This window comes from Altererythrobacter lutimaris (genome assembly GCF_013371495.1).
GTDB lineage: Bacteria > Pseudomonadota > Alphaproteobacteria > Sphingomonadales > Sphingomonadaceae > Erythrobacter > Erythrobacter lutimaris_A.
The window spans coordinates 246936-267669 of sequence record NZ_JABWTA010000001.1 but is presented as its reverse complement, the minus strand read 5'-3'; the positions used below and the strand labels follow the sequence as shown (position 1 = coordinate 267669).

Here is a 20734-nt window from a genome sequence, read left to right as displayed (position 1 = left end):
GCAATGGCGCTTGTGCTGGGGATCGAATCAAGCTGCGATGAAACGGCAGTGGCGCTGGTCGATACAGACCGGCGTATTCTTGCTGAGCGAATTGCATCGCAGGTGGAAGAGCACGCGCCCTATGGCGGCGTTGTGCCGGAGATTGCAGCGCGCGCGCATGCAGAGCGGCTCGCGCCGATGCTCGAAGCGGTGATGGATGAGGCAGGCGTCACGCTTGCCGATTGCGATGCGATTGCCGCAACCGCAGGACCGGGCCTCATCGGCGGCGTGATGGTTGGGCTAGTCAGCGCAAAGGCGCTCGCCATGGCGTCGGACACCCCGCTGATGGCAATTAACCACTTGGAAGGCCATGCGTTAAGCCCTCGCCTCGCTGATCCTGATCTCGACTTCCCTTACATGCTGCTGCTTGTTTCCGGCGGGCATTGCCAAATCCTGCGGGTTGACGGTGTCGGGCAATATCGGCGGCTCGCGACGACGATTGATGATGCGCTGGGCGAAGCGTTCGACAAGACTGCCAAAATCCTTGGCCTCGGCTATCCCGGCGGCCCTGCCGTGGAACGATTGGCAAAAGAAGGCGATCCTTCAGCTGTGCCGCTCCCCCGCCCCCTCAAAGGATCAAGCGAACCGCATTTCTCCTTTGCAGGCCTCAAAAGCGCGGTCTTGCGCGCCAAAGAAAGCGGCGAGCATGAGGATGCCGACATTGCAGCGAGCTTCCAGCAAGCGGCGATCGAATGCCTGCTTGATCGGTTGAGCGGCGCACTTGCAAACAGCGAACCCGTCCCAGCTTTGGTGGTTGCTGGCGGCGTTGCGGCCAACCAGACCATTCGCGGCGCGCTTGAAGGATTTGCGGACAGGCACGGAATGACCTTCTCTGCACCCCCGCTGAAACTGTGCACCGACAATGCCGCGATGATCGCATGGGCAGGCTGTGAACGCTTGGCACTTGGGCAGAACGATCCACTCGACTTTGTCGCTAGACCGCGTTGGCCGCTCGATCCCGAGGCTGAGCCCGCGCGCGGCGCAGGAGTGAAAGCATGACCATTGGCGTTCTGGGAGCGGGTGCCTGGGGCACAGCGCTTGCGCAAATGCTGGCGAGCGATGGGACTGAAGTGCTGCTTTGGGCACTGGAAAGCGAATTGGTCGACGAGATTAATTCCGTTCACACAAACAGCATTTATCTGCCTTCCGCATCGCTTGCTCCAAGCATTCATGCGACCGGCGACATTAAGGATATGGCCGGTGTCGAAACTGTGCTGGTCGTTACCCCCGCACAGCATCTTGGCAGCATTATCGGCCAGCTCAGCAAACCTCCGCGTGACTTGGTGCTTTGTAGCAAAGGTATTGAAGCAGGCAGCGGGCGACTGATGAATGATGTTGCTCGCGATGCTTGTCCCGGTGCTGACATCGCTGTGCTTTCGGGCCCGACCTTCGCGCATGAAGTGGCAGCTGGCCTCCCAACCGCAGTAACACTTGCTTGCGGTGGGAGACGCCCGCAATGGGACCGGCTCGCATCGCAAATCGCACGTCCTGCATTCCGACCTTATTACTCGGACGATGTCACAGGGGCGGAGATAGGCGGCGCGATCAAGAACGTCCTCGCGATCGCTTGCGGCGTTGTCGATGGCTTGCAACTTGGCCAGAACGCGCGCGCAGCGCTGATTGCGCGCGGCTATGCTGAAATGTTGCGCTTTGGCGAGAATATGGGCGCGGAAGCGGAAACGCTCGCGGGCCTCTGCGGCCTGGGTGATCTGGTGCTGACCTGCTCGTCCACTTCCAGCCGCAATTTCTCGCTCGGCAAAGCACTGGGGGAAGGCCAATCAGCTGAAGCGCTCATGACGGATCGCCGCACAGTGGCTGAAGGCGCGCATACAGCGCCAGTCCTCAAACAGCTTGCGCAGGATCGCGGGATTGCCATGCCGATTGTCGATGCGGTCAATGCCATTCTTGAAGGTGCGAGCGCAGGACAGGTTGTGGCTGAGCTGCTGGCACGACCTCTTCGCGCTGAACGAGGCGACGAAGGTTGAGCAATCCCGCATCGACGCAAGCCCCGCCTGAGGAATCCAGCGATCAGGACATGGCTGCGCTCGCCAAAGGTGGGCGCACCAATGTCATGGGATTTTTGCTGCGGTTGCTTGCGCGCATACCTTTTCTCTTCATCGCAGCCCGCCTTTATGGCGTTGAAGAAATGGGGCGTTTTGCTTCAGCGCTAGTCGTCATCGAATTGCTGGCCTTGATGTGCTCGCTTGGCGAGAAGCGCGGCCTTGCGCAGCGTCTAACGGACGGCGAAGGCAGCCAAACCAACCTCGTCTATGACGGGCTGCTGTTGGCGCTGATCTTCTCCAGCCTTGCAGGATTGCTTTTGTGGTTATTCCCTGCGCCGATGTTTCCCAACGGCATGAATGGGGCCAATGACATCTGGCTGATCATTGCGATCCCGGGATATGCGATGACGGAGATCCTGCTAGCCGCTCAAGCCTATCGCTATGACATTGCAACCACGGTACGAGCGCGCGCCATAGTCGAGCCTTGGACAATCTCCATCATGGCAGGCGTGTTCTTCTACATCCCCGAGACGCGCGATTCCGGGCTCGCACTGGCCTATATCTGTTCGATCTTTGCAGGGCTTCTCGCTGCTGCTTGGCCGTTCCTGCGCACCTACGGACTTCCGAAGCAATGGCGCCCGCACCCGTTCCGCATGGGCAAGATCACCACTCGGGCCTTCCCTCTGCTGGTCGCTGATGCGGTCGAATGGGGCACGCGCCGTCTCGACATTTTCATCCTTGGCTTTTTTGCAGCCTCCGAGGCAGTGGGTATCTATTACTTCGCCCAGCAGATCGCGAGCTTGCCGCAAAAACTGAAGACGAGCTTCGAGCCGATCCTCGGGCCTGTCATCACGAAAAATTTGAAGCTCGGCAATCTCGCCGCAATCGCTGCCCAAGTCCGCCAGGTTGGTTTCTGGATCATCGCGGTTCAGGCCGGAATAGCGCTTGCCCTCGCCATTCCCGGAGAAGCGGTGATGGGGCTCGGTGGGCCTGATCTGGTCGGCGGCACAGGTGCATTGGCGTTCCTGCTGATGGCAGAGGTTGTCGCTGCCACCGCCGTCGTTGCGGAAAGTGCGCTGGTCTACACTGCGCGCAAACGCAATCTTGCGATCTCCATAGGAACCATAGTCCTGCAAGCAGGCCTGACAGTCGGGCTGATCATGCTCGTCAATCATTTGGACTTTGGCGAACCCTTCAAAGCGGCAGCAGCCGCAATGGCTCTCATGCTGGCGCTCGGGGCTGCGAGTATCGTGAAGGCGTTCCTACTGAGCCGTATCCTCAAAGCGCCTGTTGGCAATTGGCGCTGGGCTCTCGTCTATGCGACGGCGCCGGCGGTGGTAGTTGGCTACCTTGCAACGCTCCTCCCGGAGTGGGCCGAGCTGATCTTCGGCATTCCAGCCATCCTTCTGACTTATGGCTATGTCATCTGGCACAAGGGCTTTGGCCCGGAAGACCGGGTGTTGTTCCGCAAGAATATCGGCGGCGGAGATAATGACGCAAACTCGGCAGATCACCCCTAGATAGGCCTTCCTGCGTGGCAGTTTGGGCGCTAAGCAGCGCATATGCGGATCCGCCCGTCCATCCTTATTATTGCAGGTGCACTAGCCAGCGTGAGCGTTGGCATCGCAGGTGCTGCGCGCAGCGACGATGCGTTTCTTGATGCACTCTCGGCAAAGACTGCAGCCGCGATTGCAGAAAATGGTGGCGTCGGGATCAGCGCAGAATTCGCTGACCGGTTCGGCAATCCAACTCGCCATCCTTTGTTATCGGGCGGCGAGCAACATAGCGAAGCGACGCGCGACGCAGTCGCAAAGGCGGTTGCAAGCCTTCCGGGAGTGGGAGGAGTGCGCTGGGCGGATGGCTCGATGTTGGCACGGTCAACCGAGCAGCCTTTGTCACCGCTCCATTGTCAGGATGATGTAGAAGCGTTGCTGGCCGCCCGGACGCTGCGCTTTGAAGAAACCTCAAGCTCGCTGTCGCCTGCAAACGGAACGTTGATCGATGAAGTCGCCGCGGCTCTTCGTCCATGCCTTGGAAGCATCATTTCGATCACTGGTCACACCGATTCATCGGGTGATGAAGAGGTAAACATTGCTCTTTCGAAAGCCCGCGCACGCGCCGTCGAGCGCGCCCTGATTGCGCGAGGCATCCCGTCTGAAGGCCTTAGGGTCGAAGGCCTTGGTTCAAGCGAGCCGGTAGAAGGATTACTGCCGACTGATCCGGCTAATCGGCGGATCGATTTTGAAGTCGTTGCAACAGTACCGTTCGAACCGACCCCCATCGATACGCCGGGGCCTCGATAAAATGGCAGTATGGGCCGAAGTCATGGTTCTGTGCCTTGCCGCATATGGCCTTGGCCTTGTAATCGGGTGGCTTTTGTCAGCCGCACCCATCCGCTTGCCGCGCCGCGCGCGTCTCCAGAAAGATGATTGACCAAAGAGGAATTGATGCCTGAACTTCTAGCCACTTATTGGCCTTACCTGCTCATTGCATTTCTTGTCGGACTGGCGATTGCTTGGTTTGCCTTTGCGGCCAATCGCAAGACGTCAATTAAACGCCATGAAGACTCGAAGAAGGATGTCCTCGATGAAGGTGCCGCGCCAGCCGCACGCAACGACGCGCTGATCAAAGCACCACCGGCAGCCAGCACACTGTCTGAAGCGGCCAATTCGCAAAAGGTCACTCATGCAAGTGCGACTGCAGATGCCGAGACTGGCGCGGCAGTCGTCCCGTCAAAGCCGCCAACTCCGTCGTCGGCTTCGTCCGGCTCTGGCGCAGACGATCTCACCCGGATCAAAGGATTGGGCCCGAAACTGTCAGCCATGTTGCAAGAACAAGGCATAACAACGTTCGCTCAAATAGCAGAATGGTCCGATGCCGATGTGGACCGGATCGATGCTGGATTGGGCCGTTTTCAAGGTCGGATCCGTCGCGATTCCTGGGTCGATCAAGCGAAAATGCTCGCAGCAGGGGACGAAATCGGCTTCGCGAACCAATTCGGAAACACGCAATAGATTTGATCTGGATCAGTTTTTCTGGGAACAACTTGGACGGAACCGACGTTTGTGTTGTATAACACAACACATGCAGAGGGTTTTGAGGATGGTGCAGCCGCGAATTCTGGTCGCAGAAGATGAAGCAATCGTCGCGTGCGACCTGATCGATACAGTTGAAGAGGCTGGCTTTATTGTTGAAGGGCCTCACAGAGACATCTCTTCGGCAATGCTTGCCTTTCAGAAAGAAAAGCCCGACTTGGCGATCCTCGATGTAAAGCTGGACGACGGCGTTGTTTACCCGCTAGCTCAAAAGCTCGCCGAGGAAGATATCCCGATCATATTCCATACCGGCAATTACTCGACCGACGAAGTCGAGAACCGATTTCCTGACGCCCATTCACTCGCCAAACCTTGCCCACCTGCCGAAGTGCTCGAGGCTGTGAATGCAGCGCTTGCAGGCTAAGCCCTCGGTCGGAAGCAGCGCCGCAGCACAATACGCTGGCGGCAAGCCAGCAGCGCTTCACATTATCTCCTGAACGCTCTTGCAGCGTGCCTGTGCACCTGCGAAAGGGACGGAAAACCAGTTTCAGGAGCAACCAGTGGCCAACATGGTCCCGTTTAATTGGGAAGACCCCTTCGATCTCGAAACGCAGCTCACTGAAGATGAGCGCATGATCCGGGACGCAGCGCGCGGCTTTGCGCAAAGCGAACTGCAACCGCGTGTGATCGACGCCTTCCGCGACGAAGTTGACGCGCCAGAGCTGTTCCCGCTGTTTGGTCAGGCCGGATTGCTTGGCGCAACGATCCCCGAAGAATATGGCGGAGCGGGCGCTAGCTATGTCGCCTACGGTCTGATCGCGCGCGAGATCGAGCGAGTGGACAGCGGATATCGCTCCATGGCGTCTGTGCAGTCGAGCTTGGTGATGTATCCGATCCATGCCTATGGCTCAGAGGAGCAGCGCAAGAAGTATCTGCCCGGGCTCGCTTCTGGCGAGCTGATTGGCTGCTTTGGCCTCACTGAACCTGACGCGGGTTCGGACCCCGGCGGAATGAAGACGGTCGCGAAGAAGGACGGTGATGGCTACGTCCTCAATGGCTCGAAGACATGGATTTCCAACGCGCCTTTCGCGGATGTGTTTGTCGTTTGGGCGAAAAGCGAGGAACATGGCGGCGGTATTCGCGGCTTCGTGCTGGAAAAAGGCATGAAAGGCCTTTCCGCGCCTAAGATCGAAGGAAAGATTTCGCTTCGTGCATCAACGACTGGTATGATCGTCATGGACGATGTAAGGGTCGGCCCGGACGCTCTGCTGCCCGATGTCCAAGGCCTCAAAGGGCCTTTCGGATGCCTCAACCGCGCCCGTTATGGCATCAGCTGGGGCGCGATGGGCGCTGCGGAATTTTGCATGCACGCAGCGCGCCAATATGGTTTGGACCGCAAGCAGTTCGGACGTCCGCTCGCCGCAACGCAGCTGTTCCAGAAGAAGCTCGCTGACATGCTCACCGATATCGCGCTCGGCTTGCAAGGTAGCTTGCGCGTTGGCCGGCTGATGGATGAAGGCCGTTTCGCGCCCGACATGATTAGCGTCGTCAAACGCAACAATGTCGGCAAAGCACTCGATATCGCACGGGCCGCGCGCGACATGCATGGCGGCAATGGCATTTCCGAGGAATACCAAGTGATCCGTCACATGGTGAACCTTGAGACGGTCAACACCTATGAAGGCACTCATGACGTGCACGCGCTGATCCTTGGTCGCGGCATTACAGGTCTCGCAGCGTTTTAGGAAAGGGTCGTTGATGAAGCTCTATGGATACTTTCGCAGTTCGACGACCTACCGGCTTCGCATTGCACTGGAGCTCAAAGGAATTGAGTACGAATACTTTCCGGTAGACCTCCTCGCGAGCGAACAGAAGAGCGATATCTACACCAGTCGCAATCCCTTCGGCAGCGTGCCTTTGCTCGTTGCTGACGGACGAGATCGCGCGCAATCTATGGCTCAGCTTGAATGGCTGGACGAGGCCTATCCAGAGAACCCGCTCCTTCCAGCTGACCTCGAAACCCGCTTCAGCGTCCGCGAGCTCGCTTATGCCATTGCGACCGAAACGCACGCTCCAAACAATCTGCCGGTCCTGAAGTATCTCCAAACGAACTTCGATGCTTCACAGCCACAATTGGATGACTGGTACCGGCATTGGCTTACACGGACTTTTGACCCGGTAGAGGCAAGGCTTGCTCAGCACGGGTCGCAAGACTTCCTGCTGGAAACGCCCGGTCTGTTCGAGGTTTTGCTTCTCCCACAGATGTATAATGCTCGAAGGTTCAGCATGGATATGGGCAATTATCCGCACATGACACGCATTGAAGAGGCTTGCCTTGCGCTGCCCGCTTTCCAGCGCGCCCATCCGGACAATCAGGTTGACGCGCCCAAGCCCGACAGCGCGTGATCAAAGTATCTCGTGCACGGTCTTCGTGACCATGCAAGCCATGACACCTTCCGCGCCGTCCTCGTGGCCGTAACCGGACCATTTGACCCCGCCAAACGGCGCATCGGCCGCGCTGATCGAACCATGATTGATCCCGAGCATGCCAGCCTCGACATCGCGCGCAAGCCGCTGACGCCGCGCTGAATCCTTCGTCCACGCATAAGCCGCAAGCCCATAAGGCAGACGATTGGCCTCTTCGATCATCTCGGCCTCACCGGCATAGCGATTGATGATCGAGACCGGCCCGAACGGCTCTTCTTGCATGATTTCAGCCTCTTCCGGCACTTCTGCAAGCACTGTCGGCTTGAAAAAGAAGCCTTGGTTGCCGATCCGCTCGCCGCCCGTCAGGCACTCGGCGCCCTTGTCCTTCGCATCACCAATCATACGCTCCATCTGGTCCGGCCCGCGCGCATTGGCCATCGGTCCCATATCGCTCGCCTTGTCCAGTGGATCGCCAACAACCATCTTCTCGACACGTTCGACGAACCCATCTCGGAAGCGCTCGTAAACCGGCTCTTCGACAAGGAAGCGCGTTGGGCTCACGCACACCTGCCCGCCATTGCGATAGGCGTTCGGCACCATGGTATCGAGCGCGCGGTCGATATCACTGTCCGCAAAGACCAGGATTGGCGCATGTCCGCCCAGTTCCATGGTCGTGCGCTTCAGATCTTCTGCCGCCAGCTTCGCAAGATGCTTGCCGACCTTGGTTGAACCGGTGAATGAGAGCTTGCGGATGATCGGCGATACCAGCAGGTGCTCGCTGACATCCGAAGGTACACCGAACACAACCTGGCATACATCCGGCGGGCAGCCCGCATCAAGCAGTGCCTGCGCCACGGCGAGACCAGCAGCTGGCGTTTCCTCTGACGGCTTGACGATGACCGAGCAGCCCGCCGCAATCGGCCCGCCCACTTTGCGTGCGACGTTCAATGCCGGGAAGTTCCACGGCGCGAAGGCCGCGACAGGCCCGACCGGATCATAGCGCACTTCGCTGCGCTGCCCCTCAGGCCGCACGAGCGTCCGACCGTAGGTTCGCTTGCACTCGCCTGCATAGAACTCGAACAGCATGGCCGAGTAGATCACTTCGCCTTTGGCCTGAGCAATCGGCTTGCCTTGCTCGCGCGCCAGCATGTCAGCAATTGTGCCTGCCCGTTCGCGCAGCAGCTTAGCTGCCTCACGCAGCACGCCTTCGCGCTTGTCCGCTGGAGCCAGCCGCCATTCGGCAAAGCCTTTCTGAGCATTCTCAAGCGCAGCGTCGAGATCATCCGCAGTCGCATGCGGAAGCGCTGCCATGGCATCGCCCGTCATCGGGCTGATCACATCTTCGCTCTCGCGCCCATCGCCGCTCAGTTTCTCGCCGCCGATCAGCAAGTGAAGGTCAGGATATTCGCTCATGATTCGTCTCTTTCGGGGCTATCAAAGGCCGCGTGTTGGATACGCATGTTACACAGTCCAGGGAGAAAAAGTTCTGAACCGGAATTTGCGCGTAAAGTTATGATTACACTATACAAATGGCTGAGAGCGCGCATGTTTCCCAAATAGGCACCTCTCGCCTGTGTAGGAAACCGGCCAACTCAAATTTCATTGGCTCTGTAGGCTGTCTCGGGATCCCCGGTGTTGGGCGTATCGCGCGGGTCCATCAGCAACAGTTTGACCTCGCCTTCCGGTACGCGCGGGAAGTGCTCGACACCGCGAGGAACGATGATCATCTCACCAGCCCCAAGTGTTTGCGTCGAGCCGCGAAACTCCATCACGAGTTGGCCTTCAAGCACGAGAAACAGCTCGTCCGTATCGTCATGCTTGTGCCACTGAAAATCACCGGAAGCTTTGACCAGCCGAACCTCATTGTCATTGTAACGGCCGACGATGCGCGGCGCCCAATGATCGGAAAACAGCGCGAGCTTGTTTGACAGATTGACTTTGGTGGGTGCGCTCTCAGCCATCAATAGACCACCACGCTGCGGATGCTTTCGCCTGCATGCATCAGGTCAAAGCCCTTGTTGATTTCCTCAAGCGACAAGCGATGCGTGATCATCGGATCGATCTTGATCTTGCCGTTCATGTACCAGTCGACAATCTTGGGAACATCCGTCCGCCCTTTTGCGCCGCCAAAGGCCGTGCCGCGCCAATTGCGCCCAGTGACAAGCTGAAAAGGCCGGGTCGAAATCTCGCGGCCTGCCTCTGCAACGCCAATGATGATCGACGTGCCCCACCCCTTGTGACAGCACTCCAGCGCATCGCGCATCACTTCGACATTGCCGGTGCAGTCAAAGCTGTAGTCCGCGCCGCCATCGAGCAGTTCGATCAGATGGTCGACTACATTCGCAGTCTCGCGTGGGTTGACGAAGTCGGTCATGCCGAACTTCTCGCCCCATTCGCGTTTGGCAGGGTTGATATCGACGCCGACAATGCGGTCCGCACCCGCCATCTTCGCGCCCTGGATGACGTTGAGGCCAATCCCTCCCAGCCCGAACACGACGACATTATCGCCGGGTTGGACCTTGGCGGTATTGGTCACTGCGCCCACACCTGTCGTGACACCGCAGCCGACATAGCAGGTCGTATCGAAGGGCGCGTCGTCGCGGATTTTCGCGACCGCAATTTCCGGCAGGACCGTGAAGTTCGAAAAAGTCGAGCAGCCCATATAGTGGTAGATCGTCTCGCCTTTATAGCTGAAGCGCGACGTGCCATCAGGCATCAGACCCTGCCCCTGCGTCGCGCGGATCGCGCTGCACAGATTGGTCTTGCCAGACAGGCACATTTTGCACTGGCGGCATTCAGGCGTGTAAAGCGGGATGACGTGATCGCCGGGTTTGACGGAAGTGACCCCTTCCCCAACCTCGCGAACGACGCCGCAGCCTTCGTGGCCCAAGACGCTCGGAAAAATACCTTCGCTATCAAGCCCGTCGAGCGTGTAGGCATCGGTGTGGCAAATGCCGGTCGCCATGATCTCGACCAGAACTTCGCCAGCCTTGGGGCCTTCCAGATCGAGTTCGACAATCTCAAGCGGCTGTTTGGCTTCGAATGCTACGGCAGCTCTGGTCTTCATCGGTCCTCTCCCCCATTGGAATTGGGAAAGAGGGCAACACCCTTAGCGGCTTTCCGTCAACCGCTTTTCAGTCAATCCGCCTTGCGGATGGGTGAGCCGGGACGGTGGGCGTCCTTCCTGTCGAGTTCGTCAACGAAGGCATGGTTGACGTCGCGATGCTCGGCTTCGTCCGCGCGCACAGCAATGATGACATCGCGTAGGCGGGCGTCAGCGGATAGCTGCCAGTAATCGATCGCAATCTGCGGCGCTGGCACATTCTCGTGCCGCCCGGCATCCACTTCAGCAAGGTAGGCCGTGTAGCTGATCACTGCCTCTTCTTCAAAGTAACCGACGACGCGGTGCGCTGTGCGCGGCGCGAACAGGTACAGCCAGAAGTAGAAGTTGTAGAAGATCAGCTGCGTCACCATGATCAAGAAACGCTCAAACCGGTTCGGCTGTGCGATCTCGATGAACGTCATCAGGTGCATCCGCTCGTTCTCTGCTTCATCCAGCAGAGTGCGGATCCAGCCCTCATCATCGCGCATCTTGCGCAGCGCCGTCAGGTGCTGCCACAAACCGCCGACCATGCCGGGTACGCCCGCCACGGTTTCAAGCACAACCGCGCGGTGACCGTAACGCTTGGCAAAGAAGGTATCCGCGAAAAAACGCAGGAACTTCACAAAGCTGAAGGCGATCTTATCGCTCAGAGTTACTGGCGCAACATGCGTGGTGAGCGCAATATCAGGGTTAACTTGCCGCACCAGCGGTTTGGTATCGAGGTGTTTCATGGGACTGCTTCCAGTGTGTAGGCAGCGCGCCTCACTCGCGCAGCGGGGGATGCTTTTGTTTCACTTATTCAACGCAAAATCGGCCTGTTTGATCCGCAAGAACAGTGGATTTCAGGCAGCATCTGTTCGCTTTCTTGCAATGCTCACGATGGTGGCGTCTGGGCCGGCTGAAACCGAGATCAGTGCAGCGGTGGAATACTTATCCATCGCGGCTTTGACACAGGGGGCGCGCTCGGTTTAGCTGCGCGCCATGACAAAGACAGCAACACCATGGCATGCGCGTCTCGCGCTGATCCTCGCTCTCCTGCTCCCGCTCTATTTCGCGGCCTCTGCGCTGGGGACGAAGTTCGGCATCTGGAGCTGGCAGTTCGGTCTTGGCACGATGCTCTTCCAATGGGCTCCGTTCGTGATCGGAGCGGTTGCTCTGGTCGCGATCATTTCGCTGATTGTGTGTCTGGTAAAGCCGCCGCGCGATGGCTGGGGCAAAGCGCTGCTGGCGCTGGTCGTGCCAGCTGTGATCGTCGGCGCGGTGATGAACATCCAAAGCAAAGCGGCTGACATTCCTGCGATCCATGACGTCACGACGTCGCCTGACAATCCGCCGCAATTCTCTGACGGATGGATCCAGCGCCGAGCGAATGCTGGCGATACCAACCCTCTGCTCGATTATGCCGAACCCTTGAGCCAGAGCGAAATGTATCAAGGCGAGCGGTTTGGCGAGCTAGGTCCGAAGACGCTCGCTGAGATCAATGCGGAAAGCTATGGCGACTTGGCGCCGCTGCCGATCGGTAACAGCACACCGGCTCAGGCGCAGGAAGCGGTGCTCGCGGCGATGCGCTCCATGGGCGCAACAGAGACCGATACTGTGGGCAGTATGGTCTTCGGCACGTTCACGACCTTCTGGTACGGCTTTGAAGACGATGTCGTCGCGCGGATCGAAGACGGGCAGATCGACTTCCGCTCTGTCTCACGCGTGGGTATCTCAGACCTCGGCAAGAATGCGGAACGCATCCGCGAGCTGCGCGCTGCAACAGAAGCGCGCTTGCGCTAAGCTCAGTCGCGAAACTGGCTGACTGCCATCGCGCTGCGTTGGAAGACCGTGAGCACGCAAAGCCCTGCATAAACGAATGCGATTGGCGCAAACCATGCGGGGAATAGCGCCATCGCGATGAACACAGCGATGGTCTCTGCCCCTTCCGCCAACCCGGTAGAATAGAAGAAGCTCTTCTTGCCATGCGCATCCGTGTCCTCGCCGCGCTTGGCCGCGATCACGGCAAAGGCAAGAAAGCTTGTGCCAGTGAGAACAAAACTTGCGACCAGCACCAGCGCCGGCAGCAAGTTGGCAGGATCGGCAATCCCGAAGGCAAGCGGGATCGAAACGTAGAAAGCGAAGTCCGCGACGATGTCGAAATACCCGCCGAGATCGGTTGGTTTGCTCGCTCTTGCTACCGCTCCATCAAGCCCATCGAACAGTCGGTTTGCGATGATGAGCGCGAGACCCAGCCAGTAATGCTCCATCGCGATTGCAACCGCACCGAGCAGTCCGATCACCAGTCCGGAAAGCGTGAGCAAGTTCGCGCTGATCCCTTCGCGCGCAAGCCATGCGCCTGCTTTGTTGAGCGGCGGATCAATCAGCGGACGAAGCTTTGCGTCGAGCATCAGATTTTCAGCCCCACGTTACGATACCTATCCAAGCGCCGGTCATCAGTGTTGCGAAATTGCCTGCAAGCCAGCTCTTCATGCCGAGCGCAGCCGCTTCGGCTCGCCGCTCCGGACATAGCGTGCCGATGGTGGAAACCAGCAGTCCGACACTCGCGAGATTGGCGACCCCGCACAGCGCATAGGTCACGATCAACAGGCTGCGATCATCGAATGTGTCTGAAGGAAGCGCTGCCAGCTCCAGATAAGCCACATATTCATTGAGGATAGACTTGGTCCCCATCAACCCGCCTGCAGCCTGCGCCTGGTCCCACGGCACACCGATGAGCCACATCAGCGGCGCGAACAGCCAGCCGAGAATGCGCTTCAGCGTGAGCGCCTCGCCGCCCACTTGTCCGAACACAGCGAGGATCTGATCCGCCAGCGAGACGAAGGCAAACACAACGATGATGATCGCGATCACCGCCAGGAACAGCTGCATCCCGTCCATCGTGCCTTTAACGATTGCGTCGATGCTGCTCTCATATTTGAGGCCGGGTTCACTCTCGTCGGTTTGCGTTGTGCCCTCACCCGGCACCATCAACTTCGCCATCAGCAGCGCTGCAGGCAGCGATATGAGCGACGCGGCAATCATGTGACCGACCGCGTCAGGCACAGTCTGTGAGAGAGTGGTTGCATAAAGGATCAGGATCGCACCACTGATCGTCGCCATCGCAAGGACCATGACCTGGAACAGCTCTGCGCGGCTCATCTTCGCAAAGTAAGCGCGCACGGCAAGCGGGCTTTCAACGACGCCCAGGAACATGTTTGCGCCGCCTGCAAGGCCGACAACTCCGCTGACTTTGAGGCTTTTACGCAGCAGGAAAGAGAGGCCATTCACCAGCCAGCGCAGCACGCCCCAATGCCACAGCAAGGCGGCGAGCGCGCTGAACACGATGACAAGCGGCAGAATCTGGAAAGCGATGATGACCGGCGCGGCCGTGCCTTCTTTCAGTTCAAACGGAAGCGGCGCTCCGCCCAAATATCCGAACATGTAGGCGGAGCCATCAAGCGTCGCGCGCTCGATCGCCGTCACACCGTCATTGGCAAGCCCGATGATGTTCCACACGAACGGCAAGCGCACGATCGCCAGCGCCAATACCAGTTGCAGCGCGAGCGCTCCTGCAATCCAGCGCCAGCTTGGCAACTCCTGGCGGTTTTCTGACAGGGCCCAGGCAAGCGCTGTAATCACCGCAAGGCCCAGCAAGCCCTGAAATTGCGCGAGCACCGCCATCGGGATCTAGCCGCGCACCCATTTGAAATAGCGCTCCAACCATTTGAGCGCAGTTTCCGGCTTGTTGGCTTTTTTCCATTCACCTGCGGCAAATTTGTTCGCTTCCGCCATGGTCGGATAGGAATGGATGGTGCCGAGGATCTTGTTGAGACCCAGCTTGTACTTCATCGCTGTCACATACTCGGCGAGTAGCTCGCCCGCATTTGCGCCGACAATCGTCGCGCCAAGGATCGTGTCTTTGCCCGGCGGCGTCAGCACTTTGACAAAGCCCTTGGTCTCGCTCTCTGTGATAGCGCGGTCGAGATCATCCAAGTGATAAGTCGTCACGTCATATTCGACGCCTTGCTCTTTCGCTTCGGTTTCATTGAGACCGACGCGAGCAAATTCCGGATCGAGGAACGTCACCGCCGGGATAACGCGGTAGTCGGCCTTGAATTTCTTGAAGGCACCGAACAGCGCATTGACGCTGGCAAACCATGCCTGGTGGCTCGCTGTGTGGGTGAACTGATACGGCCCTGCGACATCGCCCGCTGCAAAGATGTTCGGGAATCTGGTCGCGAGGAATTCGTCAGTCACAACTGTCTTCTCCGTATCGACGCCGAGTTCCTCCAAGCCATAGCCTTTAAGACGCGCAGCGCGGCCCACTGCGACGATCAGCACATCAAACCCGATCTCGCGCTCCAGACCGCCATGCTCTGCGATGATCGCGCCCTCTTCTACGCGTACCGCCTTGTGGTCAGTCAGGACTGTGACGCCGCTTTCTTCCAGTACAGACTTGGCGAGTGCGGAGACGTCATCGTCCTCGCGGCCCAGCACACGCTGCGCCATCTCGACCTGTGTCACGTTCGAACCGAGCCGCGCGAGTGCTTGACTGATCTCGCATCCAATCGGCCCGCCGCCGAGGACGGCTACGCGTTTCGGCGCTTGCTCCATCCCAGCAAACGCATCCCACATCGTATCGCTGGTGAGGTAGCCGGATGTATCGAGGCCGGGGATCGGCGGCACGAACGGCGCTGCGCCCGCCGCGATAATGATCGACTTCGCCGTCAACCGCTGAGTCTCCCCGTTGTGGCGCGCAATCTCGACCGTCCACGGGTCTTTGATCGTAGCGTAGCCTTGAACGACATTCACGCCGAGGCCTTCATAGCGTTCCGGGCTGTCATGCGGTTCAATCGTGCGGATCGCGTCCATCACGCGCTCGATCACAGCCTTGAACGGCACTTGCGGCTCAACCGGGGTCAGACCGTATTTGTCCGCATTGCGCATGGTTGAAGCGACTTTTGCGCTTTTGATCAGAGCCTTGGATGGCACGCAGCCGGTGTTGAGGCAGTCGCCGCCCATTTCCTTGGCTTCGACAAGAGTGACGCCTGCTTTGACTTGTGCTGCTATATACGCGGAAACGAGGCCAGCACTGCCCGCGCCGATCACAATCAGGTTCTGATCAAAGCTCTTGGGCTTGGTGAAGCCTTCATAGACGCGGCGGCGCTTGATAATGCCGATAATGCCCTTGCCGATCCACGGTGCAATGCCAAGTAACGCGAAGCTGCCGAGAACAGCCGGCGAAGCGATGCCGGAAAGGCTTTCGATCTGTGCAAGCTGCGTCCCGGCATTCACATATACAATCGTGCCGAGCAGCATGCCGATCTGGCTGACCCATGCGAAAGTCCAGGTCTTAATCCGGGTGAGACCCATCACAAGGTTGATGACGAAGAACGGGAAGATCGGGATCATGCGCAGCGTGAAAAGGTAAAACGCGCCGTCTTTCTCCAAGCCATCATTGATCGACTTCAGCCGGTCGCCAAACTTGCTCTCAATGCTGTCGCGCAGGACATAGCGCGAGGCAAGGAAGGCGAGTGTCGCGCCCAAGGTCGAAGCGAAGGAGACAAGGATCGTGCCCACGACCAGCCCGAACAGCGCGCCTGCCGCAAGCGTCATGATCGCCGCGCCTGGTAGCGACGCTGCGGTCACAGCGACATAGATCGCGAAGAATGCCGCCAGGATCGGGACGGGATTCTCAGCGTACTCCTCGCTGAAATCCGCTGCGATCTGCTTGATACCTTCAATCGTCAGATAATCGCCCAGATCGAAGACGAAATAGGCGGCAATAAGCGCAACTAGCGCAAGGATAATAACGATTTTCTTCATATGCGTGTCCCCGACCTCAAGCGTATCCCTTGTTTCGGCTCAATGCCGCGATTGGTTACGCTTTGCCCTCTTCGCTACCCGTATTGATCGAGCCAGCGTTTGTCGATTGCCTCTTTCCAGCGCTGCGCCCAAGCGCCCTGCCCGCCAAGCCAGCCATAGCTCATGATCGCTTCGCCTGTGCCGGTCGAGAGAAGATAAAGGCTCGCCGGGCGCGGAGTGTAGGTTTCGCTTGGCCCTTCGCCGCCCGCCAGCGCGCGCAAGTTTGCCGCAAGCGCTGGCCCTGTATGCACGGCATGGACGCCTGCATGCGGGACACGGCGATCCATTCGCTGCGCGACATCACCGCTCGCGAAGACATGCGGATGCGAGGTCGAGCGCTGATAGGCATCGACAGCGATAAAGCCGCTTGAGTCCGTCGCCAGCCCGCCTTCGCCCGGCCATTGCGGCGCGCCGCTGCCGACCGCTGCGATCACTGCATCTATCGGCTCAAGCGCCTGTCCTTGCACAGTGAGCGCGCCGTTTCGGAACTGAGCGTCTGCTTCGATGAGAGGAATACCTTGCCGTTCCAGCTCTCGTTCGGCCAGACCGCGCACCCAGCTGCCCAGCTCTGGCAGAAGACCTGCTTTGCCTGCAATCAGAACGACTTGCGGTGCGGGCTCGATGCCTTTTGCATTGCGGATCGCAAGGGCCAGCTCAACGCCGCCAGCACCGCCCCCTACAACAGCCACATGCAATTGCTTGCCGCGATGCCGTTCCGCCAGATCGCGCGAGGTCTCGATAAAGTCATGGATCGGGCGCACATCAATGAGCTTGTCGCTTGGCCCGAGAATGCGTTCTGCCTGCCCCACCCCGCCTGTATCAATCGATGCGATATCAAAACGCACCTGCTCGCCGCTACCGAGCGTCACATGACGCACATCGGGATCAATCGCGACCACACGATCCTCAATCCGCTCGATACCAGCAAGCTCGCAAAGCTTCGCCAGATCGACTTGGCCGTGTTCTAGATCATGCTGACCGCTGATAATGCCCGGTACTGTCCCGGAGTATCGCGCGTGGCTCGCCGGATCGGTCAGCGCGACGCGCTCCGCTGGCACGCCATTGTCGATCCAGTCCTTGATGACCGCAAGCTGCGCATGCCCGCCGCCGATCAGCAGCAGATCATAGCCGTCAGGACTTCGCTTTTCATTCAAGCAGTGCGCGCTCCGTCAATGGGCAGAACCGCACCATTGAGGTAGCCCGGCGCGCTGCGCAAGAGCCAGTCGACCACGTCCGCGATCTCGCCCATATCGCCGAAACGTTCAATCGGCGTCTCCACCCGAATTTTCTCGAAGATTTCCGGCACGCGCTTTTCAAATTCGCGGAACTTCTCTGTCGCGATGATGCCGGGCGCGATCGCGTTGATCACCAGCCCCTGGCTCGCATAGTCGAGCGCAGCGGACTTGGTTAGGCCGATCACGCCCCATTTGGCGGCGGAATAGTCGCTCATTGCCTTGGTCCCGCGCAGCCCGCCCGTAGAGCTGTTATTGACGATCCGCCCGCCGCCATTCTTCAGCATCAGCGGCACTTGTGCCTGCATCAGATGAAAGACCGAGGAAAGGTTCACTGCAATCGTCGCATCCCAGCGTTCCGGCGGCGTTTCATGAAGTGGAGAGTCTCCCAGAGTGTCGCCAAGATTGTTGAACGCACCATCGAGCCGCCCGTGCTTGTCTTCGATTGCTGCGATCAGCGCATGGCAGCTTTCCGCATCGGTCCCGTCGAACTGCAGGGCTTCAGCCGAGCCTCCGCCCGCGCGGATTTGTGCCGCTGCTTCTTCGCAAGCTTCTTCGCGGCGTGCCGCCAGCACGACATGCCCTTCGCCTTCACCAAGCTTCAATGCAGCCTTGCGTCCCATGCCGGAGCTTGCACCCGCAACGAGAAAGACAGGCGTGTCGGTCATGTGTGTGTCTCCAGGAAGGTATTGATCGCAGCGGCTTTAGCCTCCGGTGATCCGTCGGTGCGCACGATCTGCGAACCAGCGACAAGCGCGGCGACCTCTTTGCTCGCTTCATCCAGCGCGCCATCATCATGGCTGAGGATCAGGACAGGCAGATCGAGCAGCTTCAGACGGGCGCGCACATCGTGCCGGAACACCGCTTCATAGGGCAGATGGTAAGTTTCGAGATTCCCGAGCACGTCCATCGTCAGGTCATGCAGCGTGCACGCATCGAACACGCCTTCCGGGCGCCGATGCGCGTTGTCCTTCTTGTAGTGCGGGTAGAAGAACATCTGGTCGCGGATGAAATTCCACGCCCAATGAAACTGGCCTCCGGTCTCGTCCGGCACTTTGTGCGGGGCGTATTTTTCAAGGAATTCGGCTGCGGTTGCCTCGTCCATCAAGGCGACGCCATCAAGGATCAGCGCGTCGACTCTGTCTGGCTCAGCCAGCGCCCATTCGACCATAATGTGAGAACCGGTATGCGTCCCGTAAAGAGCGACTTTCTCTTGCCCGAGCGCAGCGCTGCCACGCGCCAGCATATCCGCAAAATCCGCCATCGCAGGTGCGTCGGCAACAGGCGCGCAGGACTGCCCGTTGCACGGATTGTCGAATGCGTAGAGCGCACGGCCTTGCCCTAATGCCTCCAGCAGAGGCTCGAGCGAGCGCGACGAAGATGGCGACGCATGCGAGAGGATTAGCGGGGTTACTTCCGGCGCGCCCTCCAAATGGCGCAAATGCAATTGCCCTTCGGCGATGCGAACGTAAGCCTTGGCGATTGGGGCTTTGTCGATACTGACCACCAAATTAGTCGCCCATGCCGAGCTTGGGCAGTTCCAACGGCTCCTGCGGGATCATCGTGGTCTTCTCTTCCGTGAAAAGCTCTACAGAGCCCGGCAGGCCATCGCGCCCGATGCCTGACTGTTTGTAGCCCCCGAACGGCGCGCGAAGATCGCGCGCCATCGGCGTGTTGACCCAAACCGTGCCTGCTTGCAGCTCTCGCCGTGCGCGCATCACACTCGGCAAATCATCCGACCAGATGTAGCTCACCAGCCCGAACTCGCTATCATTGGCGCGCACCAGCGCATCGTCGAGATCACGCACACGCTGGACTGCCACAAACGGCCCGAAAATCTCTTCCTGACACAGGCTGGTGCTGTTGTCGCTGGCTTCGACGACCGTCGGCGCGAAGTAGTATCCGCGGTCGAACCCTTCGGCCTTCTTGGCGCCTGCGAGCACTTTGTATTCGTCGCCGGACTGCGCGCGCTCGGCAAAGTTCAAGACGCGATCGTAATGCGCCTTGAAGGCAAGCGGCCCAAGCTCTGTGCCTGCCGCGAACGGATCGCCGACTTTCACTTTCTCGACCCGCGCAACCAGCGCTTCGATGAATCTATCAGCAATAGAATCCTCGACCATGATACGGCTTCCGGCAAGGCACTGCTCGCCATTGCCTGCAAGGAAACCCATCAGCGTACCGTCAAGCGCGCGGTCAAAGTCTGCGCTGTCAAGAATGATATTGGCCGACTTTCCGCCCAGCTCCAGCCCGACCTTCTTCAGGGTGCCAGCAGCATCGGCCATGATGCGTTTGCCCGTAGCCGTGCCGCCGATAAAGCCGACGACGTTGACGCCGGGATGCTTCACCAATTGCGAGCCAGCGCCCGTCCCCGGCCCCGTGACGACTTGGACGACGCCTTCAGGCAGCCCCGCTTCGTGCAGAATTTCCACGAGGCGCATGATCGCCAGCGGCGCATATTCGCTCGGCTTGACGATAACGGAGTTACCGAGCGCTATTGCCGCAGCCATCTTCATGGAGCCGAGGACTAGCGGTGCGTTCCACGGCGCGATCAGCAGGCTGACGCCCACCGGCTCACGCGTCACAATCGACAGATACCGCCCGGTTTGCTCATACGCTTCGCCCGCTAGCGAAGTCGAAAGCTCACCAAAAAAGCGGAAATTCTCTGCCGTGCGCGCGACATGCATGCCGCGGATCTGCGGAAATGGCATGCCGGTTTCCAGCGTCTGCAATGTCGCCAGCTCGTCGGCATGGGCGAGAACCGCTTCTTCGAACTTCGCGAGCATGCGCGCGCGGTCTGCTGCCAGCATTTTGCGCCATGGGCCGTTCGCAAAAGCATCGCGCGCTTTAGCGACCACCGCTTCGACTTCCGCTTCGCTCGCATCAGGCACATCGACGAGCGCTTCTTCCGTCGCAGCATAGATCAGCCGCGAATGGCCGGGTTTCGGCTCGCCGCTAGCCCAATCGAGGCCGCCCGGTAATGCCGGGGTTCCATGTGGCAGGCTGACATCGACTTTCATGGCGCTGATCCTCCTTAGACGGGAATGAAAC

At 59.2% G+C, this 20734-nt stretch carries 21 protein-coding genes; 10 read left to right on the top strand and 11 right to left on the bottom strand.

Translation table 11 applies throughout. The features are described from left to right. Positions 1-3: 3 nt before the first annotated feature. The 9 genes from tsaD (at position 4) to maiA (ending at position 7483) form a co-directional block, all read left to right on the top strand. Positions 4-1038: a tRNA (adenosine(37)-N6)-threonylcarbamoyltransferase complex transferase subunit TsaD gene (gene tsaD / locus HUO12_RS01270; protein ID WP_176271884.1), complete on the top strand. Its 1035-nt coding sequence runs from the start codon at positions 4-6 to the stop codon at positions 1036-1038. Then, positions 1035-2024, top strand: coding sequence for an NAD(P)H-dependent glycerol-3-phosphate dehydrogenase (locus HUO12_RS01265; RefSeq protein WP_176271883.1), 990 nt, complete (start codon positions 1035-1037; stop codon positions 2022-2024). Before tsaD ends, HUO12_RS01265 begins: the two co-directional genes overlap by 4 nt. A gap of 50 nt (positions 2025-2074) precedes the next feature. After that, on the top strand, positions 2075-3562 hold the full coding sequence (locus HUO12_RS01260) for a lipopolysaccharide biosynthesis protein (RefSeq protein WP_176274234.1): 1488 nt from the start codon (positions 2075-2077) through the stop codon (positions 3560-3562). Positions 3563-3652: 90 nt separating this feature from the next. After that, positions 3653-4345 carry an OmpA family protein gene (locus tag HUO12_RS01255; RefSeq protein WP_332310356.1) on the top strand — a complete coding sequence of 231 codons (693 nt, stop codon included), beginning with the start codon at positions 3653-3655 and terminating at the stop codon, positions 4343-4345. 1 nt (position 4346) lies between these two features. Then, on the top strand, positions 4347-4475 hold the full coding sequence (locus HUO12_RS14580) for a hypothetical protein (protein ID WP_269748028.1): 129 nt from the start codon (positions 4347-4349) through the stop codon (positions 4473-4475). 14 nt (positions 4476-4489) lie between these two features. Then, positions 4490-5056, top strand: coding sequence for a hypothetical protein (locus tag HUO12_RS01250; protein WP_176271881.1), 567 nt, complete (start codon positions 4490-4492; stop codon positions 5054-5056). A gap of 88 nt (positions 5057-5144) precedes the next feature. Continuing rightward, positions 5145-5501, top strand: a complete 357-nt coding sequence (locus HUO12_RS01245) for a response regulator (RefSeq protein WP_176271880.1) — start codon at positions 5145-5147, stop codon at positions 5499-5501. A 145-nt stretch (positions 5502-5646) separates the two neighbouring features. Beyond that, positions 5647-6822 (top strand): acyl-CoA dehydrogenase, encoded by a 1176-nt coding sequence (locus tag HUO12_RS01240; RefSeq protein ID WP_176274233.1) that lies wholly within the window; start codon positions 5647-5649, stop codon positions 6820-6822. Between the two features lie 13 nt (positions 6823-6835). Next, positions 6836-7483: a maleylacetoacetate isomerase gene (gene maiA / locus HUO12_RS01235; protein ID WP_176271879.1), complete on the top strand. Its 648-nt coding sequence runs from the start codon at positions 6836-6838 to the stop codon at positions 7481-7483. On the opposite strand, the gene HUO12_RS01230 is transcribed toward maiA, so the two are convergent. The 4 genes from HUO12_RS01230 to HUO12_RS01215 all read right to left on the bottom strand — a co-directional run bounded on the left by HUO12_RS01230 (position 7484) and on the right by HUO12_RS01215 (position 11338). Continuing rightward, a complete protein-coding gene (locus HUO12_RS01230; protein WP_176271878.1) occupies positions 7484-8917 on the bottom strand; it encodes an NAD-dependent succinate-semialdehyde dehydrogenase in 1434 nt (477 codons plus the stop codon). A 179-nt stretch (positions 8918-9096) separates the two neighbouring features. Further along, on the bottom strand, positions 9097-9465 hold the full coding sequence (locus tag HUO12_RS01225) for a cupin domain-containing protein (RefSeq protein ID WP_176271877.1): 369 nt from the start codon (positions 9463-9465) through the stop codon (positions 9097-9099). Next, the gene (locus HUO12_RS01220; RefSeq protein WP_176271876.1) at positions 9465-10571 is read right to left on the bottom strand and encodes an S-(hydroxymethyl)glutathione dehydrogenase/class III alcohol dehydrogenase; all 1107 of its coding nucleotides are present in this window, start codon (positions 10569-10571) and stop codon (positions 9465-9467) included. The genes HUO12_RS01225 and HUO12_RS01220 overlap by 1 nt, the downstream gene beginning before the upstream one ends. 71 nt (positions 10572-10642) lie before the next feature. Next, the gene (locus HUO12_RS01215) at positions 10643-11338 is read right to left on the bottom strand and encodes an alternative oxidase (protein WP_176271875.1); all 696 of its coding nucleotides are present in this window, start codon (positions 11336-11338) and stop codon (positions 10643-10645) included. 250 nt (positions 11339-11588) lie between these two features. Between HUO12_RS01215 and HUO12_RS01210 the strand changes: the two genes are divergently transcribed. Beyond that, positions 11589-12389: a DUF1499 domain-containing protein gene (locus HUO12_RS01210; RefSeq protein ID WP_176271874.1), complete on the top strand. Its 801-nt coding sequence runs from the start codon at positions 11589-11591 to the stop codon at positions 12387-12389. 2 nt (positions 12390-12391) lie between these two features. On the opposite strand, the gene HUO12_RS01205 is transcribed toward HUO12_RS01210, so the two are convergent. From HUO12_RS01205 to HUO12_RS01175, 7 genes are all read right to left on the bottom strand, one after another. Continuing rightward, the gene (locus tag HUO12_RS01205) at positions 12392-12997 is read right to left on the bottom strand and encodes a CDP-alcohol phosphatidyltransferase family protein (RefSeq protein ID WP_176271873.1); all 606 of its coding nucleotides are present in this window, start codon (positions 12995-12997) and stop codon (positions 12392-12394) included. Between the two features lie 7 nt (positions 12998-13004). Then, positions 13005-14270 carry a NupC/NupG family nucleoside CNT transporter gene (locus HUO12_RS01200; protein ID WP_176271872.1) on the bottom strand — a complete coding sequence of 422 codons (1266 nt, stop codon included), beginning with the start codon at positions 14268-14270 and terminating at the stop codon, positions 13005-13007. Positions 14271-14276: 6 nt separating this feature from the next. Next, positions 14277-16415 (bottom strand): FAD-dependent oxidoreductase, encoded by a 2139-nt coding sequence (locus HUO12_RS01195; RefSeq protein WP_176271871.1) that lies wholly within the window; start codon positions 16413-16415, stop codon positions 14277-14279. Between the two features lie 74 nt (positions 16416-16489). Continuing rightward, complete coding sequence (locus HUO12_RS01190) at positions 16490-17608, bottom strand: FAD-dependent oxidoreductase (RefSeq protein WP_176271870.1); 1119 nt, start codon at positions 17606-17608, stop codon at positions 16490-16492. Continuing rightward, complete coding sequence (locus HUO12_RS01185) at positions 17605-18354, bottom strand: SDR family NAD(P)-dependent oxidoreductase (RefSeq protein ID WP_176271869.1); 750 nt, start codon at positions 18352-18354, stop codon at positions 17605-17607. The genes HUO12_RS01190 and HUO12_RS01185 overlap by 4 nt, the downstream gene beginning before the upstream one ends. After that, the gene (locus tag HUO12_RS01180) at positions 18351-19193 is read right to left on the bottom strand and encodes an alpha/beta fold hydrolase (protein WP_176271868.1); all 843 of its coding nucleotides are present in this window, start codon (positions 19191-19193) and stop codon (positions 18351-18353) included. Before HUO12_RS01180 ends, HUO12_RS01185 begins: the two co-directional genes overlap by 4 nt. A gap of 4 nt (positions 19194-19197) precedes the next feature. Then, positions 19198-20703: an aldehyde dehydrogenase family protein gene (locus HUO12_RS01175; RefSeq protein WP_176271867.1), complete on the bottom strand. Its 1506-nt coding sequence runs from the start codon at positions 20701-20703 to the stop codon at positions 19198-19200. Between the last annotated feature and the right edge of the window lie 31 nt (positions 20704-20734).